This is a genomic window from Cellulomonas sp. P4_D11 (assembly GCF_056401915.1).
Genome location: NZ_JBFUIK010000015.1, coordinates 15,430 through 38,361, shown reverse-complemented (window position 1 = coordinate 38,361; position 22,932 = coordinate 15,430). Strand labels below are relative to the sequence as shown.

Sequence of the window (22,932 nt, the reverse complement as noted above, 5' to 3'; positions counted from 1 at the left end):
GAGGCCACCAGCGTAGTCAGTGAACGACGCGTCGTCAGTGAACGGGCGTCGTCAGTGGACGAGGCTCGTCAGTGAACGAGGCTCGTCAGTGCGCGAAGGCCTCCGCCGTCTCGTCCACCGGCAGGTCGTGCGGGGTCGGCGCCGCCCGCACGAAGAACGCGGCGGGGATGGCCACCAGGGAGATGACCGCGCCGACCAGGAAGGCGGCGTGGATGCCCCCGGCGGTGGCGTCGAGGACGTCGGACCCGCCGGCCACGAGCGTCGCGCTCTGCGCCGTCAGGACGGTGACGAACAGTGCGGTGCCGGCGGCGCCGGCGACCTGCTGCACGGTGCCGACGACCGCGCTGCCGTGCGAGTACAGGTGCATGGGCAGCGAGCCGAGGGCGGACGTGAACAGCGGCGTGAACATCAGGGCCAGGCCCGCGCTGAGCAGGACGTGCGAGGCCAGCAGCAGCCACGGAGAGCTCGTCGTGCCCAGGAGCGTGAAGCCCCAGGCGCCCGCACTGACGACGACCGCGCCCGGCACCAGCAGCGGCCGAGGGCCGTACTTGTCGTAGGCGCGCCCGACGCTCGGCGCGAGCAGACCCATGAGCAGGCCGCCGGGCAGCAGCAGCAGACCCGTCTGCAGCGCCTCCAGCCCGAGGACGGTCTGCGCGTACAGCGGCACCAGGATCAGCGTGCCGAACAGCGACATCATGCTGATGGCCATCACGCCGACCGAGATCCGGAAGGTCGACGACGAGAACGTCCGCAGGTCGAGCAGCGCGTCGTCCACCTTCTGCAGCTGGAGCTGGCGCCAGATGAACACGGCGAGCGACACCGCACCGACGCCTAGCGACACCCAGGTGGCCGTCGAGACGCCGGTGGTCGCCGCCGCGCCGAGACCGCTGAGGCCGTAGACCAGGCCGCCGAACGCGAGCGCCGACAGGACCACCGAGCCGATGTCCACGCGGGCAGTCTTGGGCTCGGTGAGGTTGGGCAGCCGCACCGCGCCGAGCGCGAGCGCGCCGATGGCGATGGGCAGGACCAGCGCGAACAGCCACCGCCAGTCGAGCACGCTCAGCACGAGCCCCGAGATCGTGGGGCCGATGGCGGGCGCGACCGAGATGACGATGGAGATGTTGCCCATCGTGCGGCCGCGGCTGGCCGGCGGCGTCACGGTCATGACCGTCGTCATGAGCAGCGGCAGCATGATCGCCGTGCCGCTGGCCTGCACCACGCGGCCCGCGATGAGCACGCCGAACCCGGGGGCCAGCGCGCAGATGGTGGTGCCGATGCTGAACAGGGTCATCGCCGCGAGGAACGTCGTCCGCGTGGTGAACCGCTGGATCACGAAGCCGGTCACCGGGATGACGACGGCCATCGTCAGCATGAACGCGGTGGTGACCCACTGCGCGGTGCTGGCCGGGATGTCCAGGTCGGTCATCAGGTGGGGGAGCGCGACGCCCATGATCGTCTCGTTGAGGATGACGACGAACGTCGAGGTGAGCAGCAGGCGCACGGCGAGGCGGTCGCGCGGGCCGTTGTCCGTCGGGCTCGACGGCGGGTGAGTGGTGGTCAGGGTCTCGTCGGTCACAGCGGTGCACCTCGGGTGTGAGAGGGAGGGGTGTGGCGCGGCCGACGGGGTCGGCGCGGACGGTAGGGACAGTCTGTGCGGTGCGGCCCCGCGGGGTCGACGTCTTTCGCGGTGAGAAGAACGAGGTCAGAGGTCCAGGGGCCAGGTGGCTCGGACCTCGACGCGCCCGAAGCGGGCCATCGGGTGCGCGGCCGCCCGCTCGAGGGCCTCGTCGAGGTCGGCACACTCGAGGACGTCGAACCCGGCGATGTGCTCCTGCGTCTCGGCGAACGGCCCGTCCGTGACCAGCAGCTGCGACGAGCGCACCCGCACGGTGCGGGCGTCCTCGACGGGACGGAGCCGGTCGCCGATCAGGCTCAGGCCGCGGCGGTCGTTCTCCGCGACCCAGTCGACGATGGTGTCGTCCTCGGGGCGGTAGGGCTCAGCCGCGGGGTCGTCGCAGATCAGGAGCAGGAAACGCATCGGTCCTCCAGGTCGTCTCGTTCGGTCCGTCATCTGATGGACGAACCTGAGCGCCGCGGATCGACACGATCCGGCGAGAAGTTTTCAGCGGCCCGTCACCGCAGGGGACGCGCGCGCGGTGCGCGCGGTCCGAACCGCGGCGCGTTCGCCGCCTGGGTGAGCTCGATCAGCCGGATCACCCGCTGCCGGTGACCGGACCACGGCTCGAGCAGCTGCAGCATGCCCGCGTCGTCCGTGCGGCGCCCGGTGAGAGCCCAGCCGACCAGGTGGGCCAGGTGGAAGTCGCCGACCGACACCGCGTCGGCGTCGCCCAGCGCGCGCGACGCGATCTCGGCGACCGTCCACGGACCGATGCCCCGCACGGTGAGCAGGCGCCGGCGGGCCTCCTCGATGGGCAGGTCGGCGCCCTCCTGAAGGCGGTTCGCGACGACGGCGGCGCGCAGGACCGTCCCGGCGCGCTGCTCCTCGACGCCGGCCCGCCGCCAGTCCCAGACGGGGACCGCGCGCCACGCCTCGGCCGTCGGCGGGACGCGCATCGTGGCCGGCGCAGGCCCGGGCGCGGGAGTGCCGTGCTGGAGGACGAGCCGCCGCCAGGCCGCCTTGGCGTCCAGGCCCACCACGCGCTGCTCGAGCACCGCGGGCACCAGCGCCTCGACCACGTTCCCGGACCGCGGGATCCGCAGCCCGGGCAGGCGGTGGTGGGCGTCGCGGACCACCGGGTGGCGGGCGGCGTCGAAGCCCGTGGGGTCGTCGCGCGCGCCGAGCAGGTCCGGGACGCCCTCGAGCGCACGCTCCGCGCCGGGTCCCCAGGCGGTCGCGTGGATGCCGTCCTGCCGGCGGACCAGGTGGCGGGTCGCGGGTCCGTCCGGCGTCCACGTCGCCTGCCAGACCGAGCCGTCCGCGGCGAACAGCCAGGCCGGGTCGCCCGCGCCCCGGCGCAGCGGGCCGAGCGTGAGCCGGACGTCGACGGGCGCGGCCGGACGGTAGACCGAGGCCAGCCAGGTCTGCTCGTCGGCGATCACCCCTCCACTATGCGCCGTCGGGCCGCGACCGGCGTCGCACGGCACACTGCCTGCATGACGATCCGCACGGGGATCTCCGGCTGGCGCTACCCGCCCTGGCGCGGCGTGTTCTACCCGCCCGACCTGCCGCAACGCCGCGAGCTGGAGTACGCGTCGCGGCGCCTGACCTCGATCGAGATCAACGGATCGTTCTACGCGCTGCAGCGGCCGGAGAACTACGCGAGCTGGGTGGCGGAGACGCCCGACGACTTCCTCTTCTCGGTCAAGGGGCCGCGGTTCGTCACGCACATGAAGAAGCTGTCCGACGTGCGGGTGCCGGTCGCGAACTTCTTCGCGAGCGGGGTCCTGGCGCTCGGCCCCAAGCTCGGTCCCATCCTCTGGCAGCTCCCGCCCAACCTCGGGTTCCACCCCGACAGGCTCGCCTCGTTCTTCGACCTCCTACCGCGGAGCACCGCCGCCGCGGCGTCCCTTGCCACCGAGCACGACGAGCGCCTGGACGACCGCGCCTGGACCACGACCGACGCCGACCGACCCCTGCGCCACGTGCTCGAGGTCCGGCACGCCAGCTTCGAGGTGCCCGAGTTCGTCGAGCTGCTCCGCGCGCACGGCATCGGTCTCGTGATCGCCGACGCCGCCGGGCGCTGGCCGGTGATCGAGGACGTCACCGCGGACCTGGTCTACGTCCGGCTGCACGGCGAGACGGAGCTCTACGCCAGCGGGTACGACGACGAGGCCCTCGACCGCTGGGCCGCCAAGGTCCGGACCTGGTCCGCCGGCGGCTCACCCGCGGGCGCGCGCACCCTCTCCGGTCCTCCCGCGCACGCCGACGCGCGCGACGTCTTCGTGTACTTCGACAACGACATCAAGGTCCGCGCGCCCTACGACTCCATGGCGCTCGCAGCCCGCCTCGGCCTCACGCCGCCGCAGTAGCTGCGGGGTCAGCGGCCCTTGAGGCGCTGGATCAGTCGGCGGTCGCGCTTGGTGGGCCGCCCTGCGCCGCGGTCGCGCTCCCCGGGCACCACGTGCTCCTTGGGCAGCGGGGCGGGGGAGCGGTCGAGGTAGCAGGCCACCGCGACGGGGGCGCCCACCCGCTTCACCACGGTGCGCTGCACGACGACGATCCGCTCGCGCTCGCCGCCGCGGACGTGCACCTCGTCGCCGGGGACCACCATCGTCGCCGGCTTGGCGCGGTCGCCGTTGACCCGCACGTGACCGGCGCGGCAGGCGGACGCGGCGGCGGACCGGGTCGGGAACAGCCGCACCGCCCAGGTCCACGCGTCCACGCGCGCCCGCGTCACCTCCGCCACGGCCCGAGCCTCTCACGACGCCGCCGAGCCCCCGCCGCGGCCGACCCATCGCGCGGCCGGCTCGCGGAGTGACCGACGGCCCGAGCTCGATGGCTCCGCCGACCGACACGGCTGCGACCGACCGAGTCCGCGCGGTCGACCATGTCGTTGGTCGCCCCATTCCGGCGAATGAGACTGCCAACCGCATGGTCGACGACCGCGGCGGCGCCCGCGGAGGCGGTCGGCGACGGTGGGCGACCGGTCGACATACGGTGGAGCGATGACCTCCACGCCTCGTCAGATCGTCGCCGTGACCGGCGGCTACGTCGTCCCCGTCGTCTCCGAGCCGATCGAGGGTGGCACGGTGCTCGTCGTCGACGGCCGCATCACCGCGGTCGGCGCCGACGTCGAGGTGCCGGACGGCGCCCGGATCATCGACGCGACGGGTCGGTGGGTGCTCCCGGGGTTCGTCGAGTCGCACGGGCACGTCGGCCTGCACGAGGAGGGCGAGGGCGCGGCGGGGAACGACACCAACGAGATGACGACCCCGAACGCCGCCGCGGTCCGGGCGATCGACGCGATCAACATCGAGGACGAGGGCTTCCGCGACGCGCTCAGCGGGGGCGTGACGTCGATCGTCGTGAAGCCGGGGTCGGGCAACCCGATCGGCGGGCAGTCCGTGGCCATCAAGGCGTGGGGCGGGCGGACGGTCGACGAGCAGGTCATCTCCGCGGCGGTGAGCGTGAAGTCGGCGCTGGGGGAGAACCCGAAGCGGGTCTACGGCGAGCGCAAGCAGACGCCGTCGACCCGGCTGGGCACCGCCCTGGTGATCCGCGACGCGTTCACGCGCGCCCAGCACTACGCCGCGGCGCGGGCCGCCGCCGCGACGAAGGGCGAGCCGTTCAAGGTCGACCTCGCGCTGGACACGCTCACCCGGGTGCTCGACGGCGAGCTGGCCTGGGACCAGCACACGCACCGGCACGACGACATCGCGACCGCCCTGCGCCTGGCTGACGAGTTCGGCTACCGGCTGGTCATCAACCACGGCACCGAGGCGCACAAGATCGCCGACGTGCTGGCCGAGCGCGACATCCCGGTGATCTTCGGTCCCATGTTCACCACCCGGTCGAAGGTCGAGCTGCGCGACCGGGCCATCGCGAACCTGGCCACGCTGGCCGCCGCGGGGGTCCGGGTGGCGATCACCACCGACCACCCGGTGGTCCCCATCAACTTCCTGGTCCACCAGGCGACGCTCGCGGTCAAGGAGGGTCTGCCGCGGCAGACCGCGCTCGAGGCGCTGACCGTGAACCCGGCGGCGTTCCTGCGCCTGGACGAGCGGGTCGGCGCGCTCGCGCCCGGGCTCGACGGGGACGTCGTCGTATGGTCCGGCGACCCGCTCGACGTGACGTCGCGCGCCGAGCACGTGCTCATCGACGGCGCGACCGTCTACGAGTGGGACGCGACCGCCGGCCGCGGCGTGGTGGTCGAGAGGTCGGCGCGCTTCAGCTAGGGCGAGCACGCGACCGTGGTTGCGTCCGCGTGACGACGCCAGAGCGCGACGATCGCACGATCCTGCGCCGGCCCGCGATCGCGCGGCGTGTCTCAGTCGCTCGCGTGAAGACTTCGTCCCGCGGGGCGCGACGAAGTCTTCACGCGAGGTGTCGCGGGTCAGTCGCGCAGCTCGAGGTACTTGCTGATGAGCGCGCGGGTCGACGGGTCCTGCGCGTCGAGAGCGGCGGCGTCGCCCTGGACCGCCGGGGCGATCTCGAGGGCGAGCTTCTTGCCCAGCTCGACACCCCACTGGTCGAACGAGTCGATGCCCCACACGACCCCCTGCACGAAGGTGATGTGCTCGTACAGCGCGATGAGCTGGCCCAGCACGCTCGGCGTGAGCGACGCGGCGAGGATCGAGGTGGTCGGGCGGTTCCCGGAGAACACGCGGGCGGGCACGATGTCCTCGGCCGTGCCCTCGGCGCGGACCTCGTCGGCGGTCTTGCCGAAGGCCAGCGCCTTGGTCTGCGCGAAGAAGTTGGCCAGGAACAGGCCGTGCACGTCCACGCCAGCGTCCTGCAGCGGGTGCGCCGGGTTGGCGACGGCGATGAAGTCGGCGGGGATGAGCCTCGTGCCCTGGTGGATGAGCTGGTAGAACGCGTGCTGGCCGTTGGTGCCCGGCTCGCCCCAGAACACCTCGCCGGTCTGCGTGGTGACGGGGGTGCCGTCCCAGCGGACCGACTTGCCGTTGGACTCCATGGTCAGCTGCTGCAGGTACGCCGCGAAGCGGTGCAGGTACTGCGCGTACGGCAGGACCGCGTGGGTGTGCGCGCCGAGGAAGTTGACGTACCAGACGTTGAGAAGACCCATGAGGACGGGCACGTTCTGCGCGAACGGCGTCGTCGCCACGTGCTCGTCGACCGCGTGGAAGCCGGCCAGGAAGTCCCGGAAGGCGTCGGGGCCGATCGCGATGGCCAGTGACGTGCCGATGGTCGAGTCCACCGAGTAGCGGCCGCCCACCCAGTCCCAGAAGCCGAACGCGTTCGCCGGGTCGATGCCGAACGCAGCCACCTTGTCGAGCGCCGTCGAGACCGCGACGAAGTGCTTGGCGACGGCGGCGTTGCGGGACTCGTCGTCGTCGGCCGTGCCCAGCTGCTCCCACAGCCAGGCGCGGGCCAGGCGCGCGTTGGTCAGCGTCTCCAGGGTGCCGAAGGTCTTCGACGCGACGATGAACAGCGTGGTCGTCGGGTCGAGGTCCTTGACGGTCTCCGCGAGGTCGCTCGGGTCGATGTTGGAGACGAACCGCACCTCGAGACCGTCCTGGACGTACGGCTTCAGCGCCTCGTAGGCCATGACCGGCCCGAGGTCCGACCCGCCGATGCCGATGTTGACGACCGTCCGGACGCGCTCGCCGGTCACGCCGGTCCACTCGCCGCCGCGGACCTTGTCGGCGAACGCGAACATCGTGGTGAGCTCGGCCTGCACGTCGCGGTCGATGTCCTGGCCGTCGACCGCGAGGGAGGGCGACGCACCGGGCGGGCGGCGCAGGGCCGTGTGCAGCACCGCGCGGTCCTCGGTGACGTTGATGTGGTCGCCGCGCAGCATCGCCTGGAGCCGGTCCGCGACCCCGACCTCGTCGGCGAGCCGCAGCAGCAGCTCGATCGTCTCGTCGGTGACCAGGTTCTTCGAGAGGTCGACGGTGAGGTCCGCCAGCGGGAGCGTGAGGCGTGCGGCACGGCCGGGGTCGTCGGCGAACCAGGCGCGCAGGTCGGGCGTCAGCGTCGACTCGTGGACGCTGAGCGCCTCCCAGGCGTCGGTGGTCGTGGCGTCGATGGGCTGCGTGGACACGGTGTTCCCTCTCTGCCGGCGTCCACCCGGCTGCACGAACGATCCGTGCGGGGGGTGTGCGGCGGGTCTGCGGAGTGCTGCGCAGCGGCGGTCGCGACGTCAGCCTGGGACCACCGTAAGGCGCAGCGGCGACCCCTCGCACCGCACGTTCGTCCTGCACGTGGCGGGTTAGGTTGTGCGGCATGTCTCGCATCCCCACCGCGGTCCTCGCCGCGCTCACGCTGGTGGTCGGCTTCGCCGTCGCGGAGCTCACGGACGTGCGTGCGCTGGGCGGCGTGGTGCTGCTCGCCGGCGTGGCCTGGTGCGTCGTCCGCGCCCGGTCTGCCGGCTGGTGGCGGGTCGGGGCCGTCGTCCTGGTGGGCGCCGTCTGCTTCGCGGGGTCGCACCTCCTCGGTCGTGTGATCGGGGCGTGGCCCGCGGTCGCCGTCGCGGCCCTGGTGCTCGGCGCGGCGACGTTCGCGCTGGTGGACAGGCCGGCCGCCCAGCCCGCGCGCGTGGGGTGAACGTGACCGACGCGCGGCCGTTCCTCGTCTGCTGCGGCCTCGCGACGCTCGACGTCGTGCAGGTGGTCGACCGGGTGCCCGGTGCCGACGAGAAGGTGGTCGCCCGCAGCCTCGAGGTCACGTTCGGCGGTCCGGCGGCCAATGCTGCCGCGACGGCCGTCGCCCTGGGCGTCCGGACCCGGCTGGTGACCGCGCTGGGGTCGGGACCGGTGGCCGACCTGGTCCGCGACGGGCTCGTCCGCGCCGGCGTCGAGGTCGTCGACCTGCTGGCGGGGCGGCCCGGGTCACCGGCCGTCTCGACCGTGCTGGTGACCGCCGCGACGGGGGAGCGGGCGGTGGTGTCGGTCAACGCGACGGGTTCCGCCGACGTGCCGCTGCCCGCCGCCGCCGCCCTCGACGGGGCGACCGCGCTCCTCCTCGACGGGCACCAGCTCGAGGCGGCGATCGCCCTCGCCACGCGCGCTCGGGACCGGGGCGTCCCGGTGCTCCTCGACGGCGGCAGCTGGAAGCCCGGGCTCGACCGGCTCCTCGCCGTGGTCGACCACGCGGTCCTGTCCGCGGACTTCGCCCTGCCCGGCGCGCCCGCGCCGACCGACGACCTGCTGGACCGCGTCGCGGCCCTCGGGCCGGTCACGGTCGCCCGGTCCGCGGGTGCCGGACCCCTGCGCCTCCGCCTTTCGGGCCCCGACGGTCGCGCCGCATGGTCCACCGTCGTGCCGCCGGCCGTGCAGGTGGTCGACACGCTCGGCGCCGGCGACGTGCTGCACGGTGCGACGGCGGCGTCGCTCGCCTCGGGGCAGGGAATCGTTGCCGCGCTGGACGAGGGGGTCCGCCGCGCGAGCGAGTCCGTCCGCTGGCCGGGCGCGCTCGGCTGGGTCGGCGCGGTGCGCTGACAGCGGTGCTCGTCGAGGACCGCGACGGTCGGCGCGGACCGGGCGACGGACGCCCGACGGATCGGCCGAGCGCGGGGTAGACCGTTCGGCCGACCCGCAGCGCGCACCGCGTGCCTAGGCTGCAACGCGTGATCCCCGACGCCCTCCGCCCCCTGTGGGCGGCCTCCCGACCGCCGGGCGCGCCGGCGCGGGTCTGGCGGGACTGGGTGCTGGTCGGGCTCCTCCTGCCGACCGCCGTGCTCGAGGGGCTGCTCCGTCCCGACGTGACGTGGCGCCCGGTCGCGCTGGTCGTGGCCGTCGTCGTCGTGCTCGCGCTGCTGTGGCGGCGCACGCACCCGCTCGCCGCGGTCGTGGCGGTCTTCGGGGGGCAGGCGCTCGTCGACGCGATCGCGCTCGCCTCGGGCGCGGGGCAGTGGGGGCTCTACACGACGGCGGTCGTGCTCGTGCTGCCGTACGCGCTCTGCCGGTGGGGGAGCGGACGGGAGATCGTCCTCGGGCTCGCGGTCGTGGCGACGTCGGCGGCGCTCGGGATCGCGGGCCACTGGACCGGCATCGGCGACGCCGTGCTCGAGGTCGTCTTCGTCATGTCGCCGGCGGCGATCGGCGCCTGGGTCCGGTACGGCGCCAGCTCGCGGATGCGCGAGCGCGACCTCGTCCGTGTCCGCGAGCGCGAGCAGCTCGCCCGAGAGCTGCACGACACGGTGGCGCACCACGTCTCCGCGATCGCGGTCCGGGCCCAGGCGGGCCGCGTGGTGGCGGCGACGAACCCCGAAGCTGCCGTCGACGCGTTGCGGCTCATCGAGACCGAGGCCTCCCGCGCGCTCACGGAGATGCGGCTCATGGTCGGCGCCCTGCGCGGCGGTGATGCCCCCGACCTGGCGCCGCAGCAGGGCGTGGCGGACATCGAGCGGCTCGCGCGGGCCATCGACGGACCGCCCCGCGTCGACCTGCAGCTGTCGGGCGACCTGGACGACCTGCGGCCCGCGGTCGGCGTGGCGGTCTACCGACTGGCGCAGGAGTCGATCACCAACGCGCTGCGGCACGCGAGGCACGCCTCGCGGATCGACGTCCGCGTCGCGGGGGACGACGAGTGCGTGCGGTTGACGGTGGTCGACGACGGCGAGGTCCACTCGCGCAGCGGCACGGGCTACGGGCTGGTCGGGATGACCGAGCGCGCCGCGCTGCTGGGAGGCACCCTCGACGCGGGTCCGGGCGCGGAGCGAGGCTGGACGGTCGCGGCCGTGCTGCCGAAGGCGGGAGCGGTCCGGTGACGGTCGTGGTCCGAGATGGTCGTCGGCGGGCGGAACACGACGGCGTGCCGACGACGCCGACAGCCGCCGGACCGAGTGCGAGGGTGTGCCGATGACGATCCGTGTGCTGGTGGCGGACGACCAGGAGATCGTCCGGACGGGCCTGTCGATGATCCTCGCCGCGCAGCCCGGGATCGAGGTCGTCGCGCAGGTGGCCGACGGCCGCCAGGCGGTGGCCCGGGCCCGCGAGCTGCGCCCGGACGTGTGCCTGTTCGACATCCGGATGCCCGAGATGGACGGCATCGAGGCGACCCGGCGGCTGGCCGGCCCGGACGTCGCCGACCCGATGGCGGTCGTGGTGATCACCACGTTCGACCTCGACGAGTACGTGCACGGCGCCCTCAAGGCGGGTGCCCGCGGGTTCCTGCTGAAGGACGCCGGTCCCGAGCTGCTGGTCCAGGCGGTCCACGCGGCCGCCGCCGGCGACGCGCTCATCGCCCCCAACGTCACGGTCCGCCTGCTCGCCGCGTTCGCGGCCGGGGGCGACGACGGTCCGCCGGCCCAGCCCATCGCCCCGCTGACCGGCCGCGAGGAGGAGGTGCTGGTCACGGTGGCGCGGGGGAGGACCAACTCCGAGATCGCCGACGAGCTCCACATCAGCCTGGGGACGGTGAAGACCCACCTCGGCAGCCTCATGGACAAGCTCGGCGCGCGGAACCGCGTGGAGCTCGCGATGTGGGCGTACGAGACGGGCCGGATGGGCCGCTAGCTAGTCGCCGAGTGCCGCGCGGACCAGCGGGGCGATGCGGGTGCCCAGCAGCTCGATGGAGCGCAGCGACTCCTTCTGCGGCACGCTCGAGAGGTCCATCTGGAACGACTGCCGGTCGTGGTGCAGCACGCCGTGCAGCGCGACGATCCGCTCGGCGACCTCCTCGGGCTCGCCGACGAAGTACGCGCCGCCGCGCGCGGCCTGGGACTCGTAGGAGATGCGGTTGGGCATCGGGAAGCCGCGTTCCGACGAGATCCGGCGCATGGACTCGAGCCAGTAGGGGTAGAAGAAGTCCCGGGCCCCCTTGCCGTCTTCGGCGAAGAAGCCCATGCCGGCCACCGACACGAACCGCGACGCCTCGTCGTGCCCGGACTCGGCGTGGGCGCGCCGGTACAGCTCCACCAGCGGGGCGAACTGGGCGGGCTGGCCGCCGATGATCGCGTAGCTGATCGGCAGCCCGAGCACGCCGGCGCGGACCGACGACTGCGGGTTGCCGCCGGTGGCGACGGCGATCCGCAGGTGCTGGCCGCGCCCGGGGTGGTCGAACGGGCGGGGGAGGACCAGCGCGTCGTCGAGGGCCGGCCGGAACCGCCCCTGCCAGGTGGTGCGCTCCGCCTGGTCGAGCCGCAGGAGCAGCTGGATCTTCTCGTCGTAGAGCTCGTCGTAGTCGTCCAGCGACGCACCGAACAGCGGATACGACTCGATGAACGAGCCGCGCCCGGCCAGCAGCTCGACGCGGCCCTCGGAGAGCAGGTCCATCGTCGCGAACTGCTGGAAGACGCGGACGGGGTCCTCGGTCGACAGGACCGTGACGGCACTGCCGACGGTGAGCCGCGAGGTCTGCGCGAGCGCCGCCGCGATCACCGTCGACGGCGACGAGATCGCGTAGTCGGGCCGGTGGTGCTCCCCGAGCCCGACGTAGTCGAGGCCGACCTCCTCGGCCAGGCGGACGCGTTCCAGCACGTCGCGGATCCGCTGACCGGGTGAGACCTGGACGCCCGTGACGGGGTCGGGGTGGACGTCGCCGAACGTGTACAGGCCGAGTTCCATGACCATGCGAACGCATCGAACCAGCGCCCTGTTCCCGGCGTTCTCGCAGGTCGCAGCGTCGCCGCAGGTGGCGAGCGTGGGCGCGTTCCCACCGGCCGGACCTGAATCGTTACGACCGTGTCATCCCATGAGTCGGTCGAGTGAACGTCCGGTCACGATGTGGTCACAGTCACAGAAGTGAGTTGACTTCGATTTGTAAGGAAGGTCTACTAACAAACGTGACAGCGACCACGCAGCCCCTCGCGGCAGCACGCGGAGTCGGTCGGGCCCTGCGCCCGACCGGCAAGGTGCTGCCCGAGCACGCACGTGCGCACAACCGCTCGCTGGTCCTCGCCCACCTGTTCCACATCGGCCACGCGTCCCGCGCCGACATCGCGCGGAGCACCGGCCTGACGCGCGTCACCGTCTCCGGTCTGGTCGCGGAGCTGATCTCCGAGGGCCTCGTCGAGGAGCTCGGCGTCCGCGTCGAGGGCAAGGTCGGCAAGCCCGCCACGCTTGTCGGGATGCGGACCGAGGCGTTCCAGATCGTCGCCGTCGACCTCACCGACGACGCCCGCCTGCTCGGTGCGGTCCTCACGCTCGTCGGCGACGTCGTCGTCCGCCGCTCCGTGGCCCTCGAGGGGCGCACGGGGGAGGCCGCGGCCGACCTGCTCGAGAACCTCTGCCGCGACCTGCTCGCCGCCGCGACCCGCCCGGTGATCGGCGTCGGGATCGCGTCGCCCGGCGTCATCGACCTCGCCGGCACCGTCGTCCAGGCGCCCAACCGGGGCTGGTACGACCTGCCGCTCGCCGCGCGCCTGACCGAGAGCCTCGGCGTCCCGGTGCACGTGGCCAACGACGCCAACACGCGCGCGCTGGGCGAGTTCACGTACGGCTCCGCGGCGGGCTCCGGCTGCATGGTCGTGACGATCGGGGAGGGTGTCGGTGCCGGCATCGTCGTCGACGGCGCGCTCGTGCTCGGCCGCCACCACGCCGCCGGGGAGATCGGTCACGTCACGGTCGTCGACGGCGACGTGCGCGACGAGCCCCCGCTGGACTGCGCGTGCGGCCGCTCCGGCTGCCTCGAGACCGTGCTGAGCGTCCCGGCCCTGCGCCGCCGGACCGCCGGTCTGTCCCCCGAAGACTCCGACGCCGCGCTGGCGTCGGTCGGACGGCTGCTGGGCATCGCCCTGGCACCCGTCGTCAGTGCGCTCGACCTCGCCGAGGTCCTGCTCTCCGGCCCGCCGGAGCTGCTGGACGGACCTCTGCGCGACTCGGCGCTCGCCACCGTCCGCGCACGGACCATGCCCGTCATCGGGCACGGGCTCGCCATGCGGATGGGATCCCTCGACGAGGACGGGGCTCTCGCTGGTGCGGCAGTCCTGGTCCTGTCAGGCCAGCTGGGGGTCTCGTGACGACCCCCAGCCGGCCCATTGCAGGTCGGAAGAAACCCCCGGCGACGCCGTCCGGCGCTCGTCTCGCTCACGGGAGGAACCCCAACGTGAAGATCCTACGTTTCGCGGCCGTCGGCGTGGCGGCCGCGCTCACGCTCGCGGCCTGTGGCTCCGGCGACGACGCCGGCGACACCGCCACGACGCCGCCCGCCGGTACGCCCGAGCCCGCCACGATCAAGCTGTGGCTCAACGGCACGGACACCCCGGACGCGCTCCGCGAGTACCTCACCACGACCTTCGAGTCGGAGAACCCGGGCTCGAAGCTCGTCATCGAGGAGCAGGACTGGAACGGGCTCGTCCCGCGCCTCCAGACCGCGCTCGCCTCGGAGGACCAGACCCCCGACGTGGTCGAGATCGGCAACACGCAGTCGCCGACCTTCACCTACGCGGGTGCGTTCTCCGACATCTCGGACATGTACGACGAGCTCGGTGGCGAGAAGCTGCTCCAGGGCTTCGTCGACGCCGGTAGCGCGGACGGCAAGTTCTACGCCGCCCCGTACTACTCCGGTGCGCGTGCCGTGTTCTACAACAAGGACGCGTTCGCCGCGGCCGGCGTCGAGGTCCCCACCACGCTCGCCGAGTTCACCGAGGTCGCGAAGAAGCTCCAGACGGACACGCAGTCCGGCTTCTGGCTGCCCGGCCAGGACTGGTACAACGGCGCCGCCTGGATCTACACCAACGGCGGTGACCTCGCGGTCAAGGACGGCGACACCTGGAAGGGTGCGCTCTCCTCGCCGGAGTCGATCAAGGGTCTGGAGGAGGTCCAGGACCTGTTCCAGAACGCCACTCACGCCCCGGCCGACAGCGACTCGAACGAGCCGTGGGTCCCGTTCAACGCCGGCCAGGCCGCCATGTTCTCCGCCCCGACCTGGGCGCGGTGGAGCATCGACCTGCCCGCCTGCAACAAGGGCGTCGCGGCCGACGACAAGTCGGACGCGGCCAAGGCGCTGCTCGCCGAGCAGCAGGCCTGCAACGAGGAGCACACCGGTGTCTTCCCGCTGCCGGGCATCGACGCCGACTCGTACGCCAACGGCTTCGCCGGTGGCTCGAACATCGCGGTCGCGGCCAAGTCCAAGCACCAGGAGCTGGCCAAGAGCCTGATGCGGATCATCTTCACGGCCGACTTCCAGAACCAGCTCGGCCAGAACGGCCTGATCCCGGGCAACACGGAGTTCGCCGACTCGATGGGTGACGACGTGTACGCCAAGGCTGCCGTCGCCGCCGCGCTCAACGCCAAGCTCACGCCGGCGGCCGAGAAGTGGGCCGACGTCGAGGGTGACCGCATCCTGGAGGACTTCTTCCAGAAGCTCGCGACCGGTGCGGACGTCAAGGAGAGCGCCGCTGCGACGGACAAGCTCCTCGAGGACGCGCTGAACTGATCCGGCTCCGGCCGGCCGCCTCCCCACCCGGGGTGCGGCCGGCCGGGACCTGATCGGCCGGACGACCTCCGACCGATCGCCCCGCTCGACGATCACGGTCCACCGGTCCTCGATCGGCGGACCACCTGATCCGGGCACGACCGGGCCTGCCTCGCAGGCCGGCCCGGTCGTGCCACCAGACAGGAGTTCCCCATGGCAGCCTCTGCCCCCGCGCTGCAGCAGGACGACGTCGCCGTCGCCTTCCCGCGCCGCCGCCGACGCAAGCTCGGCGTGTACGGCCTGCTCGTCCCCGCCGCCGTCCTCATGGGCGTCGCCCTCGGCTACCCGCTGATCCGCCAGTTCGTCATCTCCTTCCAGGAGTACGGCCTGCGCCAGCAGTTCGGTCAGCCCGCCGAGTGGGTCGGGCTCCAGAACTACACCGACCTCCTGACGGACCCCTACGTGTGGGCCGTCATCGGACGCTCGATCGCCTTCTGCCTGGTCAACGCCGCGGTGACCATGCTCATCGGCATCGCGTTCGCCGTGCTCATGTCGCGGATCGGCACCGCGTCGCGCATCACGCTGCAGGTCTCGCTCCTGCTGGCCTGGGGCACCCCGGTGCTCGCGTCGATGACCGTCTGGCAGTGGCTGTTCGACTCGCAGTACGGGGTCATCAACTGGGTCCTGAGCAACGTCTTCGGGATCGACAGCATGGCGGGCCACTCGTGGATCATCCAGCCGCTGTCCTTCTACTTCGTCGCGACGGTCATCGTCGTATGGATGTCCGTGCCCTTCGTCGCGTTCTCCGTCTACGCGGGCCTGCTGCAGGTCCCCGAGGAGACGATGGAGGCCGCGCAGCTGGACGGCGCCTCGTCGCGGCAGCGGTTCTGGAACATCACGATGCCGATGATCCGGCCGGTGCTCTCCATCGTGCTGCTGCTGCAGGTCATCTGGGACCTGAAGGTCTTCACGCAGATCTACGTGCTCCAGCGGGCCGGCGCGCCGACGCGCGAGACCAACCTGCTGGGCACCCTCATCTACTCCTACGCCAAGGAGTTCTCGCTGGCCGGCGCGCTCGCCACGATCATGCTGGTGCTCACGCTCGCCCTCACCGGGTTCTACATCCGGCAGATGCTGAAGGAGGACGAGCTGTGAGCGCCGTCCACGTTCCCGCACCCGCGCCCCAGGCGACGCCGCAGGAGATCCCGCTGCGCAAGACGCCGAAGTCCTCCGAGGCCGGGCGGGCGCAGTCCCGCGGAGGTCGTCGCGCCCTCGGCATCCTTGCCGTCGTGCTCGCCGTGCTGTGGGTCTTCCCCATCTACTGGATGATCAACAGCGCGTTCCTGCCGCTGAACAAGCTGCAGACGCCCGACCCGACGTTCTTCCCGCTCGGCGGCACGCTATCGAACTTCCGCCGCGTGCTCGACGACCCGACGTTCTGGGCCGCGATGCGCATCTCGCTGGCCGTCGTCGTGATCGTCCTGGTGGCGGCGCTGATCTTCGCGTTCCTCGCCGCGCTGGCCGTCAGCCGGTTCCGGTTCCGGGGCCGCAAGGGCTTCATCCTAACGATCCTCGTCGTGCAGATGATCCCCGCCGAGGGTCTGTTCATCTCGCAGTACCAGATGCTCGACGGCTGGAACCTGGTCAACAAGGTCGCCGGCCTGGCGCTCGTCTACACGGCCGCGATCCTGCCCTTCACCATCTGGATGCTGCGCGGGTTCGTGGCCGGGGTGCCCATCGAGCTCGAGGAGGCCGGGATGGTCGACGGCCTCTCGCGCACCGCGGCCTTCTTCCGGATCACGTTCCCGCTGCTCGCACCGGGCCTGGTCGCCGCCGGCGTGTACGGGTTCCTGCAGGCGTGGAACGAGTACACCCTCGCCCTCGTCGTCATGACCGACCCGACGCAGCGCACGCTCCCGCTGTGGCTGCAGGGGCTCGTCGAGTCCAACCGCGCCACGGACTGGGGCGTCGTCATGGCCGGGTCGGCGCTCATCGCGATCCCCGTCATCGTGTTCTTCCTGTTCGTGCAGAACAAGATGACGTCCGGGCTCGTCGCGGGTGCGGTGAAGGGCTGACGTGAGCGCGCAGGGGATCCCGACGCCGCAGGGGCGGGCGTCGGACGGGAACGCACGCCCGTGGTCGGTCGGGCTGGACGTCGGCGGCACCAAGGTGCTCGGCGTGCTGATGGACGCTGACGGCGTCGTCCGGCACCAGCTGCGCTCCGCGACCGTCGGCGGGGTGGACGGGGTCGTCGACACCGTGGTGTCCGTGGTCGAGGAGCTCGCCGCCAGCGCCGACGTGCCGGTGGCCGAGCTGGTCGGCGTCGGGATCGGGCTGCCGGGCGTGGTGGACTCCGCGGACGGCACGGTCGAGCACGCGGTCAACCTCGGCATCGAGCACCGCACGCCGCTCGCCGCCCTCGTCGCGGACCGGCTGGGCCTGCCCGTCCGGGTCGAGAACGACCTCACGGTCGCCGTCGTGGGCGCCGCGCACACGGTCGACGGCCAGCACGCGGGCACCGACGACGTCGTGCACGACCTCGCCTTCCTCGCTCTCGGCACGGGCCTCGCGGCCGGGCTCCTGCTCGAGGGACGCCTGCGCAGGGGCTCGACGGGCGGCGCGGGGGAGATCGGCCACCTCACGCTCGTGCCCGGCGGCCTGCCGTGCAAGTGCGGCCAGCTGGGCTGCCTGGAGCAGTACGCGTCCGGCTCCGCCCTCGACGCCGCGTGGCCCAGCCGATACGGTCGGCCCGCGCCGGAGGAGCTCTTCGTCGCTGCCGAGGCCGGCGACCCGCGGGCGATCGAGACCCGGGACCAGTTCGCCTGGGCGGTCGCCTCGGCCGTCCGGATCCTCGTCCTGACCTGCGACGTCGAGCTGGTCGTCATCGGCGGTGGCGTGAGCGCCCTCGGGCAGCCGCTGCTGCGGGCGGTGACCGCGGAGCTCGAGCGCGAGGCGCAGACGTCGCCGTTCCTGGCGTCCATGGGGCTCGAGCGGCGCGTGAGCCTGGCGCCGGCCGACGTCCCGGTCGGCGCCGTGGGTGCGGCGCTGCTGGGCAGAGGGGAGTACGTCTGATGGAGGTCGTCATCGCGCCCGGCCCCGAGCTGGGCCGGCTCGCGGCCGCCGCGATCGAGCAGCTGGTCCGCGCCCAGCCCGACGCCGTCCTGGGCCTGGCCACGGGCTCGAGCCCGCTCGCCGTCTACGACGAGCTCGCTCGCCGGCACGTCGAGCACGGGCTCTCGTTCGCCCGGACCCGCGCGTTCATGCTCGACGAGTACGTCGGTCTCGCCGCGGACCACCCCGAGCGGTACCGCAACGTCATCGAGAAGGAGATCGCCTCGCGCGTCGACTTCGCGCCCGGCGCGGTGCAGGGGCCGGACGGCCTGGCCGACGACCTGGTCGGCGCGTGCGCGGCGTACGAGGAGGCGATCACCGCGGCCGGCGGCGTGGACCTCCAGATCCTCGGCATCGGGACGGACGGGCACATCGCGTTCAACGAGCCGGGGTCCTCGCTGGCCTCGCGCACGCGGATCAAGACGCTCACGCGCCAGACGCGTGAGGACAACGCCCGGTTCTTCGGCGGGGACATCGACAAGGTCCCGCAGCACTGCCTGACGCAGGGCCTGGCGACGATCATGTCGGCCCGGCACCTGGTGCTCCTGGCGACCGGCAAGGGCAAGGCCGAGGCCGTGCACCAGCTGGTCGAGGGTCCGGTCAGCGCCATGTGGCCGGCGACGATCATGCAGCACCATCCGCACGTCACGGTGCTCGTCGACGACGCTGCGGCGAGCCGCCTGCAGCTCGCCGACTACTACCGCGAGACGTTCGCGGCGAAGCCCGGCTGGCAAGGACTCTGAGCCCGTCCGGTGACCTTCCGCACCCCGGACCCACCCCGGGAGAGTCGGACCCCCGACGTACACTCGTCGCCATGAGCGAGCCCCTGCCTCCGAGCACCGGACCCGACGACCCGTTCTCCTCCGACCCGGGTACGTCGACCAGCGTGCTCGAGCGCGAGGAGACGCGCGAGCAGGTCGAGCCGGGGGACCACGAGCGCTTCGCGCACTACGTGCGCAAGGAGAAGATCCTCGACTCCGCGCTGAGCGGCAAGCCGGTCATCGCCCTCTGCGGCAAGGTCTGGGTGCCCGGCCGGGACCCGAACAAGTTCCCGGTCTGCCCGGTCTGCAAGGAGATCTACGAGGGTCTCCGGGAGCCGCAGGACGGCGACAAGAACGAGGGCGGCAAGGGCTCCGGCGGCGGCCGCACGTGGGGCTTCGGCCGCAACCCCGGCAGCGGCGGCGCGTGACGGCGGCCCCGCGCCCGACGTCCCTCCCCTCGACCCACGCGTCCTCGTCGGCGGCCTCCGCGCTGCCGCCGGCGTTCCCGGCGCGTGCGCCGTGGGGGACCGCGGGCAAGCTGCGCGCCTGGCAGGCCGAGGCGATCGAGCACTACCGGACGTCCAACCCGCGTGACTTCCTCGCGGTCGCCACGCCCGGCGCCGGCAAGACGACGTTCGCCCTGCGGATCGCCACCGAGCTGCTCGAGGCGAAGGTCGTGCGGCGCGTGACGGTCGTCGCACCGACCGAGCACCTCAAGCGGCAGTGGGCCGATGCCGCCGCACGGGTGGGCATCACGCTCGACCCCAACTTCAGCAACGCCCAGGGGCGCCACGGCCACGGGTTCGACGGCGTCGCGGTGACGTACGCCCAGGTGGCCAGCAAGCCCGCGCTGCACGCGGCGCGGACGGCGGCCGCTCCCACGCTGGTGATCCTCGACGAGGTGCACCACGGCGGTGACGCCCTCTCGTGGGGCGACGCCGTGCGCGAGGCGTTCGAGGGCGCCACGCGCCGGCTGGCGCTCACGGGCACGCCGTTCCGGTCCGACACCGCGGCGATCCCGTTCGTGCGGTACGACCGCAAGAGCGACGGGATCCGGCGCAGCGTCGCGGACTACACGTACGGCTACGGGGACGCCCTGCGCGACCACGTCGTGCGCCCGGTGATCTTCCTGTCCTACAGCGGCTCGATGCGGTGGCGCACCAAGGCGGGCGACGAGATGAGCGCCCGGCTGGGGGAGCCGCTCACCAAGGACATCACCGCCCAGGCCTGGCGGACCGCGCTCGACCCGAACGGCGAGTGGATCCCCAGCGTGCTCGCGGCTGCCGACCGCCGGCTCTCCGAGGTGCGACGGGCGGTTCCCGACGCGGGCGCGATGGTGATCGCGACCGACCAGGCGGACGCCCGCGCGTACGCGGGACACCTCGCGCGCATCACCGGCAAGTCACCGACCGTCGTGCTCTCCGACGACGACGGCGCGAGCGACCGGATCGACGCGTTCTCCGCGAGCGACTCCCGGTGGCTGGTCGCCGTCCGCATGGTGTCCGAGGGGGTCGACGTCCCGCGGCTCGCGGTCGGCGTGTACGCCACCAGCACCGCGACGCCCCTGTTCTTCGCGCAGGCCGTCGGCCGGTTCGTGCGCGCTCGCCGTCGCGGGGAGACGGCGTCGGTGTTCCTGCCCAGCGTGCCGCAGCTGCTGGCGCTGGCCCACACGCTCGAGCTCGAGCGCGACCACGCCCTCGACCGCCCCAAGACGCTGGAGGAGCAGGGCGTCGACGTCGGTCTCGACGACGACGCGCTGGCCGAGGCCAACCGCGAGCGGAACGGGCCCGACGAGATCGGCCCCGACGGCAAGCAGGGCGCGTTCGAGGCGCTCGAGGCGCAGGCGTCGTTCGACCGCGTGCTCTTCGACGGCGGCGAGTTCGGCACGGGCGCCGAGATGGGCTCCGAGGAGGAGCTCGACTTCCTGGGGCTGCCCGGGCTGCTCGACGCCGACCAGGTCTCCGCCCTCCTGCGGCAGCGGCAGGCCGACCAGATCAGCGGTCGCAAGCGGGTGCCGGCGTCCGAGGAGCTGGCCGAGATGGACCACCGCAAGCAGGCCGAGCTGCGCAAGGAGCTGTCGCAGCTGGTGGGGGCGTGGGCGCGCAAGAGCGGGCAGCCGCACGGGTCGGTGCACAGCGAGCTGCGGCGGCGGTGCGGCGGCCCCGAGGTCGCCCTCGCGGACCCCGACCAGCTGACGGCGCGCGTGGCCATGGTGCGCGGGTGGTTCGTCGGCAAGCGCTGACGTGCGGCGTGCTCGATGAGCATCGCGCGATTACATCCGTCGACCGGGCGGCCGCAAGGCGCATCTCAGCATGTGGACACGGTCAAAGCGCGGTAAAGCCGCAGGTCACAGACCTGGACGCGCGACCACATAGCATTTCAGTTCCCCCGCGCAACTTTTCCCTCGACGTGCCGACGGCGGATTCCGCTGCCAGGTTTGTCCCCGTGACACACGGCCCCGGGTACCCCCGGACGCCGGATCGGTGACCACAGATCGAAAGGGTCAACCATGCCTACCTGGCTCATCCTCATCCTTGTCGGTGTCGTCCTCGTCATCCTCGGCGTCGCGACGACCATCGGGCACTGGCTCATCTGGATCGGCGTGATCGTGCTCGTCGTCAGCCTGATCCTCGGGCTGGTCGGTCGGCGCGGCTCGCGGGTCTAGCCGGGCCGGGTGCGGCGCGGGCGTGCTGATCACCGGGTGATCCCGGTACCCCGCCCCGCCGCACGACCCGGCCTCCGCAGGCGCAGTACCGACGCTGCGGCTCGGGCCCCTCAGTCCCCGAGCCGCAGCGTCACGGTCGGCACCGCTGCCTCGTCGGCAGACAGCCGTCGCGCTCCGCGCGGCAGCTCGTCCCGCGAGGCGCGGTGCCGTTCTGCTGCCCGGCGCACCGCGTCGGGACCGACCCAGCGCGGGTCGACCTCACCGGCGGTGACCAGGGGCACGTGCAGCCCGCGCAGGGACGCGTCGGGCGGTGACCAGCCGCGGACGGCGTCGTCGGCGCCCTCCACCAGCACCTCCTCGACCGCGCGGCCGTCCGCGCCGAGCCGTCGGGCCGCCGCCTTGCGGCCGCCCACGCTGACCTTGCCCCGCGCGGCCTTGGCCACGGGGGCCAGGGTCCCGTCGGCCCCCTCGCGGGCCACGAGCTTGTAGACCATCCCGCACGTCGGCGCCCCGGAGCCGGTCACCACCGACGTGCCGACGCCGTAGCTGTCGACCGGGGCCACCGCGAGCGCCGCGATCGCGTACTCGTCGAGGTCGGACGTCACCGTGATCTTGGTGGCCCGCGCACCGGCGGCGTCGAGCTGCGCGCGGACCTCGTGCGCGAGCACGCCGAGGTCACCGGAGTCGAGCCGCACGGCCCCGAGCCCGGTCCCCGCCGCCGCGAGCGCCAGCTCGACGCCGCGCCGCACGTCGTACGTGTCGACCAGCAGCGTCGTGCCCGGCCCCTGGGCCGCGACCTGCGCCGCGAAGGCCGCCGCCTCGTCGTCGTGCAGCAGCGTGAACGCGTGCGCCGCCGTGCCGATGGTCGGCAGGCCGTAGCGCCGCCCGGCCTCGAGGTTGGAGGTGCCGACGAACCCGGCGACGACGGCCGCGCGCGCCGCGGCGACCGCCGCCTCCTCGTGCGCGCGGCGGGAGCCCATCTCCAGCACCGGTCGGTCCACGGCGGCGCTGGTCATGCGGGACGCGGCGGACGCGACCGCCGAGTCGTAGTTGAGGATCGAGAGGACGAGGGTCTCCAGCAGGACCGCCTCGGCGAAGCTGCCGTCGACCGCCATGACCGGCGACGACGGGAAGAAGGCCTCGCCCTCGGCGTACCCGACGATCGACCCGGTGAACCGGTAGCCCTCGAGGTAGGCCAGCGTGGTGTCGTCGACGACGCCGGCCCGCGCGAGCCAGTCGAGCTCGGCGGCGCCGAACCGGAACCGGTCCAGGGACTCCAGCACCCGGCCGGTGCCGGCCAGCACGCCGTACCTGCGGCCGTGCGGGAGCCGCCGCGTGAACACCTCGAAGACGCACCTGCGGTGCGCGGTGCCGTCGGCCAGCGCGGCCTGCAGCATCGTGAGCTCGTAGCGGTCGGTCAGGAGCGCGGCGCTCGGCGCCTGCGGGGCCGTCAT

General features: G+C 73.0%; 22 protein-coding genes. 15 read left to right on the top strand and 7 right to left on the bottom strand.

Features of this window, described 5'->3' with window-relative positions; all coding sequences use genetic code 11:
- Positions 1-85: 85 nt before the first annotated feature.
- The 3 genes from AC1DT4_RS11260 to AC1DT4_RS11250 form a co-directional block, all read right to left on the bottom strand.
- On the bottom strand, positions 86-1,576 hold the full coding sequence (locus tag AC1DT4_RS11260) for an MDR family MFS transporter (protein ID WP_477089874.1): 1,491 nt from the start codon (positions 1,574-1,576) through the stop codon (positions 86-88).
- A gap of 126 nt (positions 1,577-1,702) precedes the next feature.
- Positions 1,703-2,038 carry a YciI family protein gene (locus tag AC1DT4_RS11255; protein ID WP_477089873.1) on the bottom strand — a complete coding sequence of 112 codons (336 nt, stop codon included), beginning with the start codon at positions 2,036-2,038 and terminating at the stop codon, positions 1,703-1,705.
- A 95-nt stretch (positions 2,039-2,133) separates the two neighbouring features.
- Entirely contained in the window at positions 2,134-3,060 is a 927-nt protein-coding gene (locus AC1DT4_RS11250) for a DNA-3-methyladenine glycosylase family protein (protein WP_477089872.1), read from the bottom strand.
- A gap of 54 nt (positions 3,061-3,114) precedes the next feature.
- Here AC1DT4_RS11250 and AC1DT4_RS11245 point away from each other — a divergent pair, with 54 nt between their 5' ends.
- The gene (locus AC1DT4_RS11245) at positions 3,115-3,990 is read left to right on the top strand and encodes a DUF72 domain-containing protein (RefSeq protein WP_477089871.1); all 876 of its coding nucleotides are present in this window, start codon (positions 3,115-3,117) and stop codon (positions 3,988-3,990) included.
- Between the two features lie 8 nt (positions 3,991-3,998).
- On the opposite strand, the gene AC1DT4_RS11240 is transcribed toward AC1DT4_RS11245, so the two are convergent.
- The gene (locus AC1DT4_RS11240; RefSeq protein WP_477089870.1) at positions 3,999-4,367 is read right to left on the bottom strand and encodes an RNA-binding S4 domain-containing protein; all 369 of its coding nucleotides are present in this window, start codon (positions 4,365-4,367) and stop codon (positions 3,999-4,001) included.
- Between the two features lie 259 nt (positions 4,368-4,626).
- Between AC1DT4_RS11240 and AC1DT4_RS11235 the strand changes: the two genes are divergently transcribed.
- Positions 4,627-5,856: an amidohydrolase gene (locus AC1DT4_RS11235; RefSeq protein WP_477089869.1), complete on the top strand. Its 1,230-nt coding sequence runs from the start codon at positions 4,627-4,629 to the stop codon at positions 5,854-5,856.
- Positions 5,857-6,014: 158 nt separating this feature from the next.
- Here the strand turns inward: AC1DT4_RS11235 and pgi are convergent, their stop codons facing one another.
- On the bottom strand, positions 6,015-7,685 hold the full coding sequence (pgi, locus tag AC1DT4_RS11230) for a glucose-6-phosphate isomerase (protein WP_477089868.1): 1,671 nt from the start codon (positions 7,683-7,685) through the stop codon (positions 6,015-6,017).
- 182 nt (positions 7,686-7,867) lie between these two features.
- On the opposite strand from pgi, the gene AC1DT4_RS11225 reads away from it, so the two are divergent.
- From AC1DT4_RS11225 to AC1DT4_RS11210, 4 genes are all read left to right on the top strand, one after another.
- Entirely contained in the window at positions 7,868-8,188 is a 321-nt protein-coding gene (locus tag AC1DT4_RS11225; RefSeq protein WP_477089867.1) for a hypothetical protein, read from the top strand.
- Between the two features lie 2 nt (positions 8,189-8,190).
- Complete coding sequence (locus AC1DT4_RS11220) at positions 8,191-9,081, top strand: PfkB family carbohydrate kinase (protein ID WP_477089866.1); 891 nt, start codon at positions 8,191-8,193, stop codon at positions 9,079-9,081.
- A 128-nt stretch (positions 9,082-9,209) separates the two neighbouring features.
- The gene (locus tag AC1DT4_RS11215) at positions 9,210-10,352 is read left to right on the top strand and encodes a sensor histidine kinase (RefSeq protein WP_477089865.1); all 1,143 of its coding nucleotides are present in this window, start codon (positions 9,210-9,212) and stop codon (positions 10,350-10,352) included.
- Positions 10,353-10,443: 91 nt separating this feature from the next.
- A complete protein-coding gene (locus AC1DT4_RS11210) occupies positions 10,444-11,100 on the top strand; it encodes a response regulator (RefSeq protein WP_477089864.1) in 657 nt (218 codons plus the stop codon).
- On the opposite strand, the gene AC1DT4_RS11205 is transcribed toward AC1DT4_RS11210, so the two are convergent.
- On the bottom strand, positions 11,101-12,156 hold the full coding sequence (locus AC1DT4_RS11205; RefSeq protein ID WP_477089863.1) for an LLM class flavin-dependent oxidoreductase: 1,056 nt from the start codon (positions 12,154-12,156) through the stop codon (positions 11,101-11,103).
- A 212-nt stretch (positions 12,157-12,368) separates the two neighbouring features.
- On the opposite strand from AC1DT4_RS11205, the gene AC1DT4_RS11200 reads away from it, so the two are divergent.
- The 9 genes from AC1DT4_RS11200 (at position 12,369) to AC1DT4_RS11160 (ending at position 21,478) form a co-directional block, all read left to right on the top strand.
- Positions 12,369-13,544 (top strand): ROK family transcriptional regulator, encoded by a 1,176-nt coding sequence (locus AC1DT4_RS11200; protein ID WP_477089862.1) that lies wholly within the window; start codon positions 12,369-12,371, stop codon positions 13,542-13,544.
- A gap of 86 nt (positions 13,545-13,630) precedes the next feature.
- A complete protein-coding gene (locus AC1DT4_RS11195; RefSeq protein ID WP_477089861.1) occupies positions 13,631-14,962 on the top strand; it encodes an extracellular solute-binding protein in 1,332 nt (443 codons plus the stop codon).
- Positions 14,963-15,154: 192 nt separating this feature from the next.
- A complete protein-coding gene (locus AC1DT4_RS11190) occupies positions 15,155-16,096 on the top strand; it encodes a carbohydrate ABC transporter permease (protein ID WP_477089860.1) in 942 nt (313 codons plus the stop codon).
- 47 nt (positions 16,097-16,143) lie between these two features.
- On the top strand, positions 16,144-17,016 hold the full coding sequence (locus AC1DT4_RS11185) for a carbohydrate ABC transporter permease (protein ID WP_477089946.1): 873 nt from the start codon (positions 16,144-16,146) through the stop codon (positions 17,014-17,016).
- A gap of 1 nt (position 17,017) precedes the next feature.
- The gene (locus AC1DT4_RS11180) at positions 17,018-18,013 is read left to right on the top strand and encodes an ROK family protein (RefSeq protein ID WP_477089859.1); all 996 of its coding nucleotides are present in this window, start codon (positions 17,018-17,020) and stop codon (positions 18,011-18,013) included.
- Positions 18,013-18,795: a glucosamine-6-phosphate deaminase gene (gene nagB / locus AC1DT4_RS11175; protein ID WP_477089858.1), complete on the top strand. Its 783-nt coding sequence runs from the start codon at positions 18,013-18,015 to the stop codon at positions 18,793-18,795. Before AC1DT4_RS11180 ends, nagB begins: the two co-directional genes overlap by 1 nt.
- A gap of 71 nt (positions 18,796-18,866) precedes the next feature.
- The gene (locus AC1DT4_RS11170; protein ID WP_477089857.1) at positions 18,867-19,241 is read left to right on the top strand and encodes a DUF3039 domain-containing protein; all 375 of its coding nucleotides are present in this window, start codon (positions 18,867-18,869) and stop codon (positions 19,239-19,241) included.
- Positions 19,238-21,055 carry a DEAD/DEAH box helicase gene (locus AC1DT4_RS11165; protein WP_477089856.1) on the top strand — a complete coding sequence of 606 codons (1,818 nt, stop codon included), beginning with the start codon at positions 19,238-19,240 and terminating at the stop codon, positions 21,053-21,055. Before AC1DT4_RS11170 ends, AC1DT4_RS11165 begins: the two co-directional genes overlap by 4 nt.
- Before the next feature lie 267 nt (positions 21,056-21,322).
- Entirely contained in the window at positions 21,323-21,478 is a 156-nt protein-coding gene (locus AC1DT4_RS11160; protein WP_456844566.1) for a hypothetical protein, read from the top strand.
- Positions 21,479-21,588: 110 nt separating this feature from the next.
- On the opposite strand, the gene AC1DT4_RS11155 is transcribed toward AC1DT4_RS11160, so the two are convergent.
- Positions 21,589-22,932, bottom strand: coding sequence for a nicotinate phosphoribosyltransferase (locus AC1DT4_RS11155; protein ID WP_477089855.1), 1,344 nt, complete (start codon positions 22,930-22,932; stop codon positions 21,589-21,591).

Bases quoted from the DNA above. Each gene is read 5' to 3' on its own strand.
- AC1DT4_RS11255 (WP_477089873.1), bottom strand. From the start codon at position 2,038: ATGCGTTTCCTGCTCCTGATCTGCGACGACCCCGCGGCTGAGCCCTAC.
- AC1DT4_RS11245 (WP_477089871.1), top strand. From the start codon at position 3,115: ATGACGATCCGCACGGGGATCTCCGGCTGGCGCTACCCGCCCTGGCGC.
- AC1DT4_RS11235 (WP_477089869.1), top strand. From the start codon at position 4,627: ATGACCTCCACGCCTCGTCAGATCGTCGCCGTGACCGGCGGCTACGTC.
- AC1DT4_RS11225 (WP_477089867.1), top strand. From the start codon at position 7,868: ATGTCTCGCATCCCCACCGCGGTCCTCGCCGCGCTCACGCTGGTGGTC.
- AC1DT4_RS11210 (WP_477089864.1), top strand. From the start codon at position 10,444: ATGACGATCCGTGTGCTGGTGGCGGACGACCAGGAGATCGTCCGGACG.
- AC1DT4_RS11205 (WP_477089863.1), bottom strand. From the start codon at position 12,156: ATGGTCATGGAACTCGGCCTGTACACGTTCGGCGACGTCCACCCCGAC.
- AC1DT4_RS11190 (WP_477089860.1), top strand. From the start codon at position 15,155: ATGGCAGCCTCTGCCCCCGCGCTGCAGCAGGACGACGTCGCCGTCGCC.
- nagB (WP_477089858.1), top strand. From the start codon at position 18,013: ATGGAGGTCGTCATCGCGCCCGGCCCCGAGCTGGGCCGGCTCGCGGCC.
- AC1DT4_RS11170 (WP_477089857.1), top strand. From the start codon at position 18,867: ATGAGCGAGCCCCTGCCTCCGAGCACCGGACCCGACGACCCGTTCTCC.
- AC1DT4_RS11160 (WP_456844566.1), top strand. From the start codon at position 21,323: ATGCCTACCTGGCTCATCCTCATCCTTGTCGGTGTCGTCCTCGTCATC.
- AC1DT4_RS11155 (WP_477089855.1), bottom strand. From the start codon at position 22,932: ATGACGGCCCCGCAGGCGCCGAGCGCCGCGCTCCTGACCGACCGCTAC.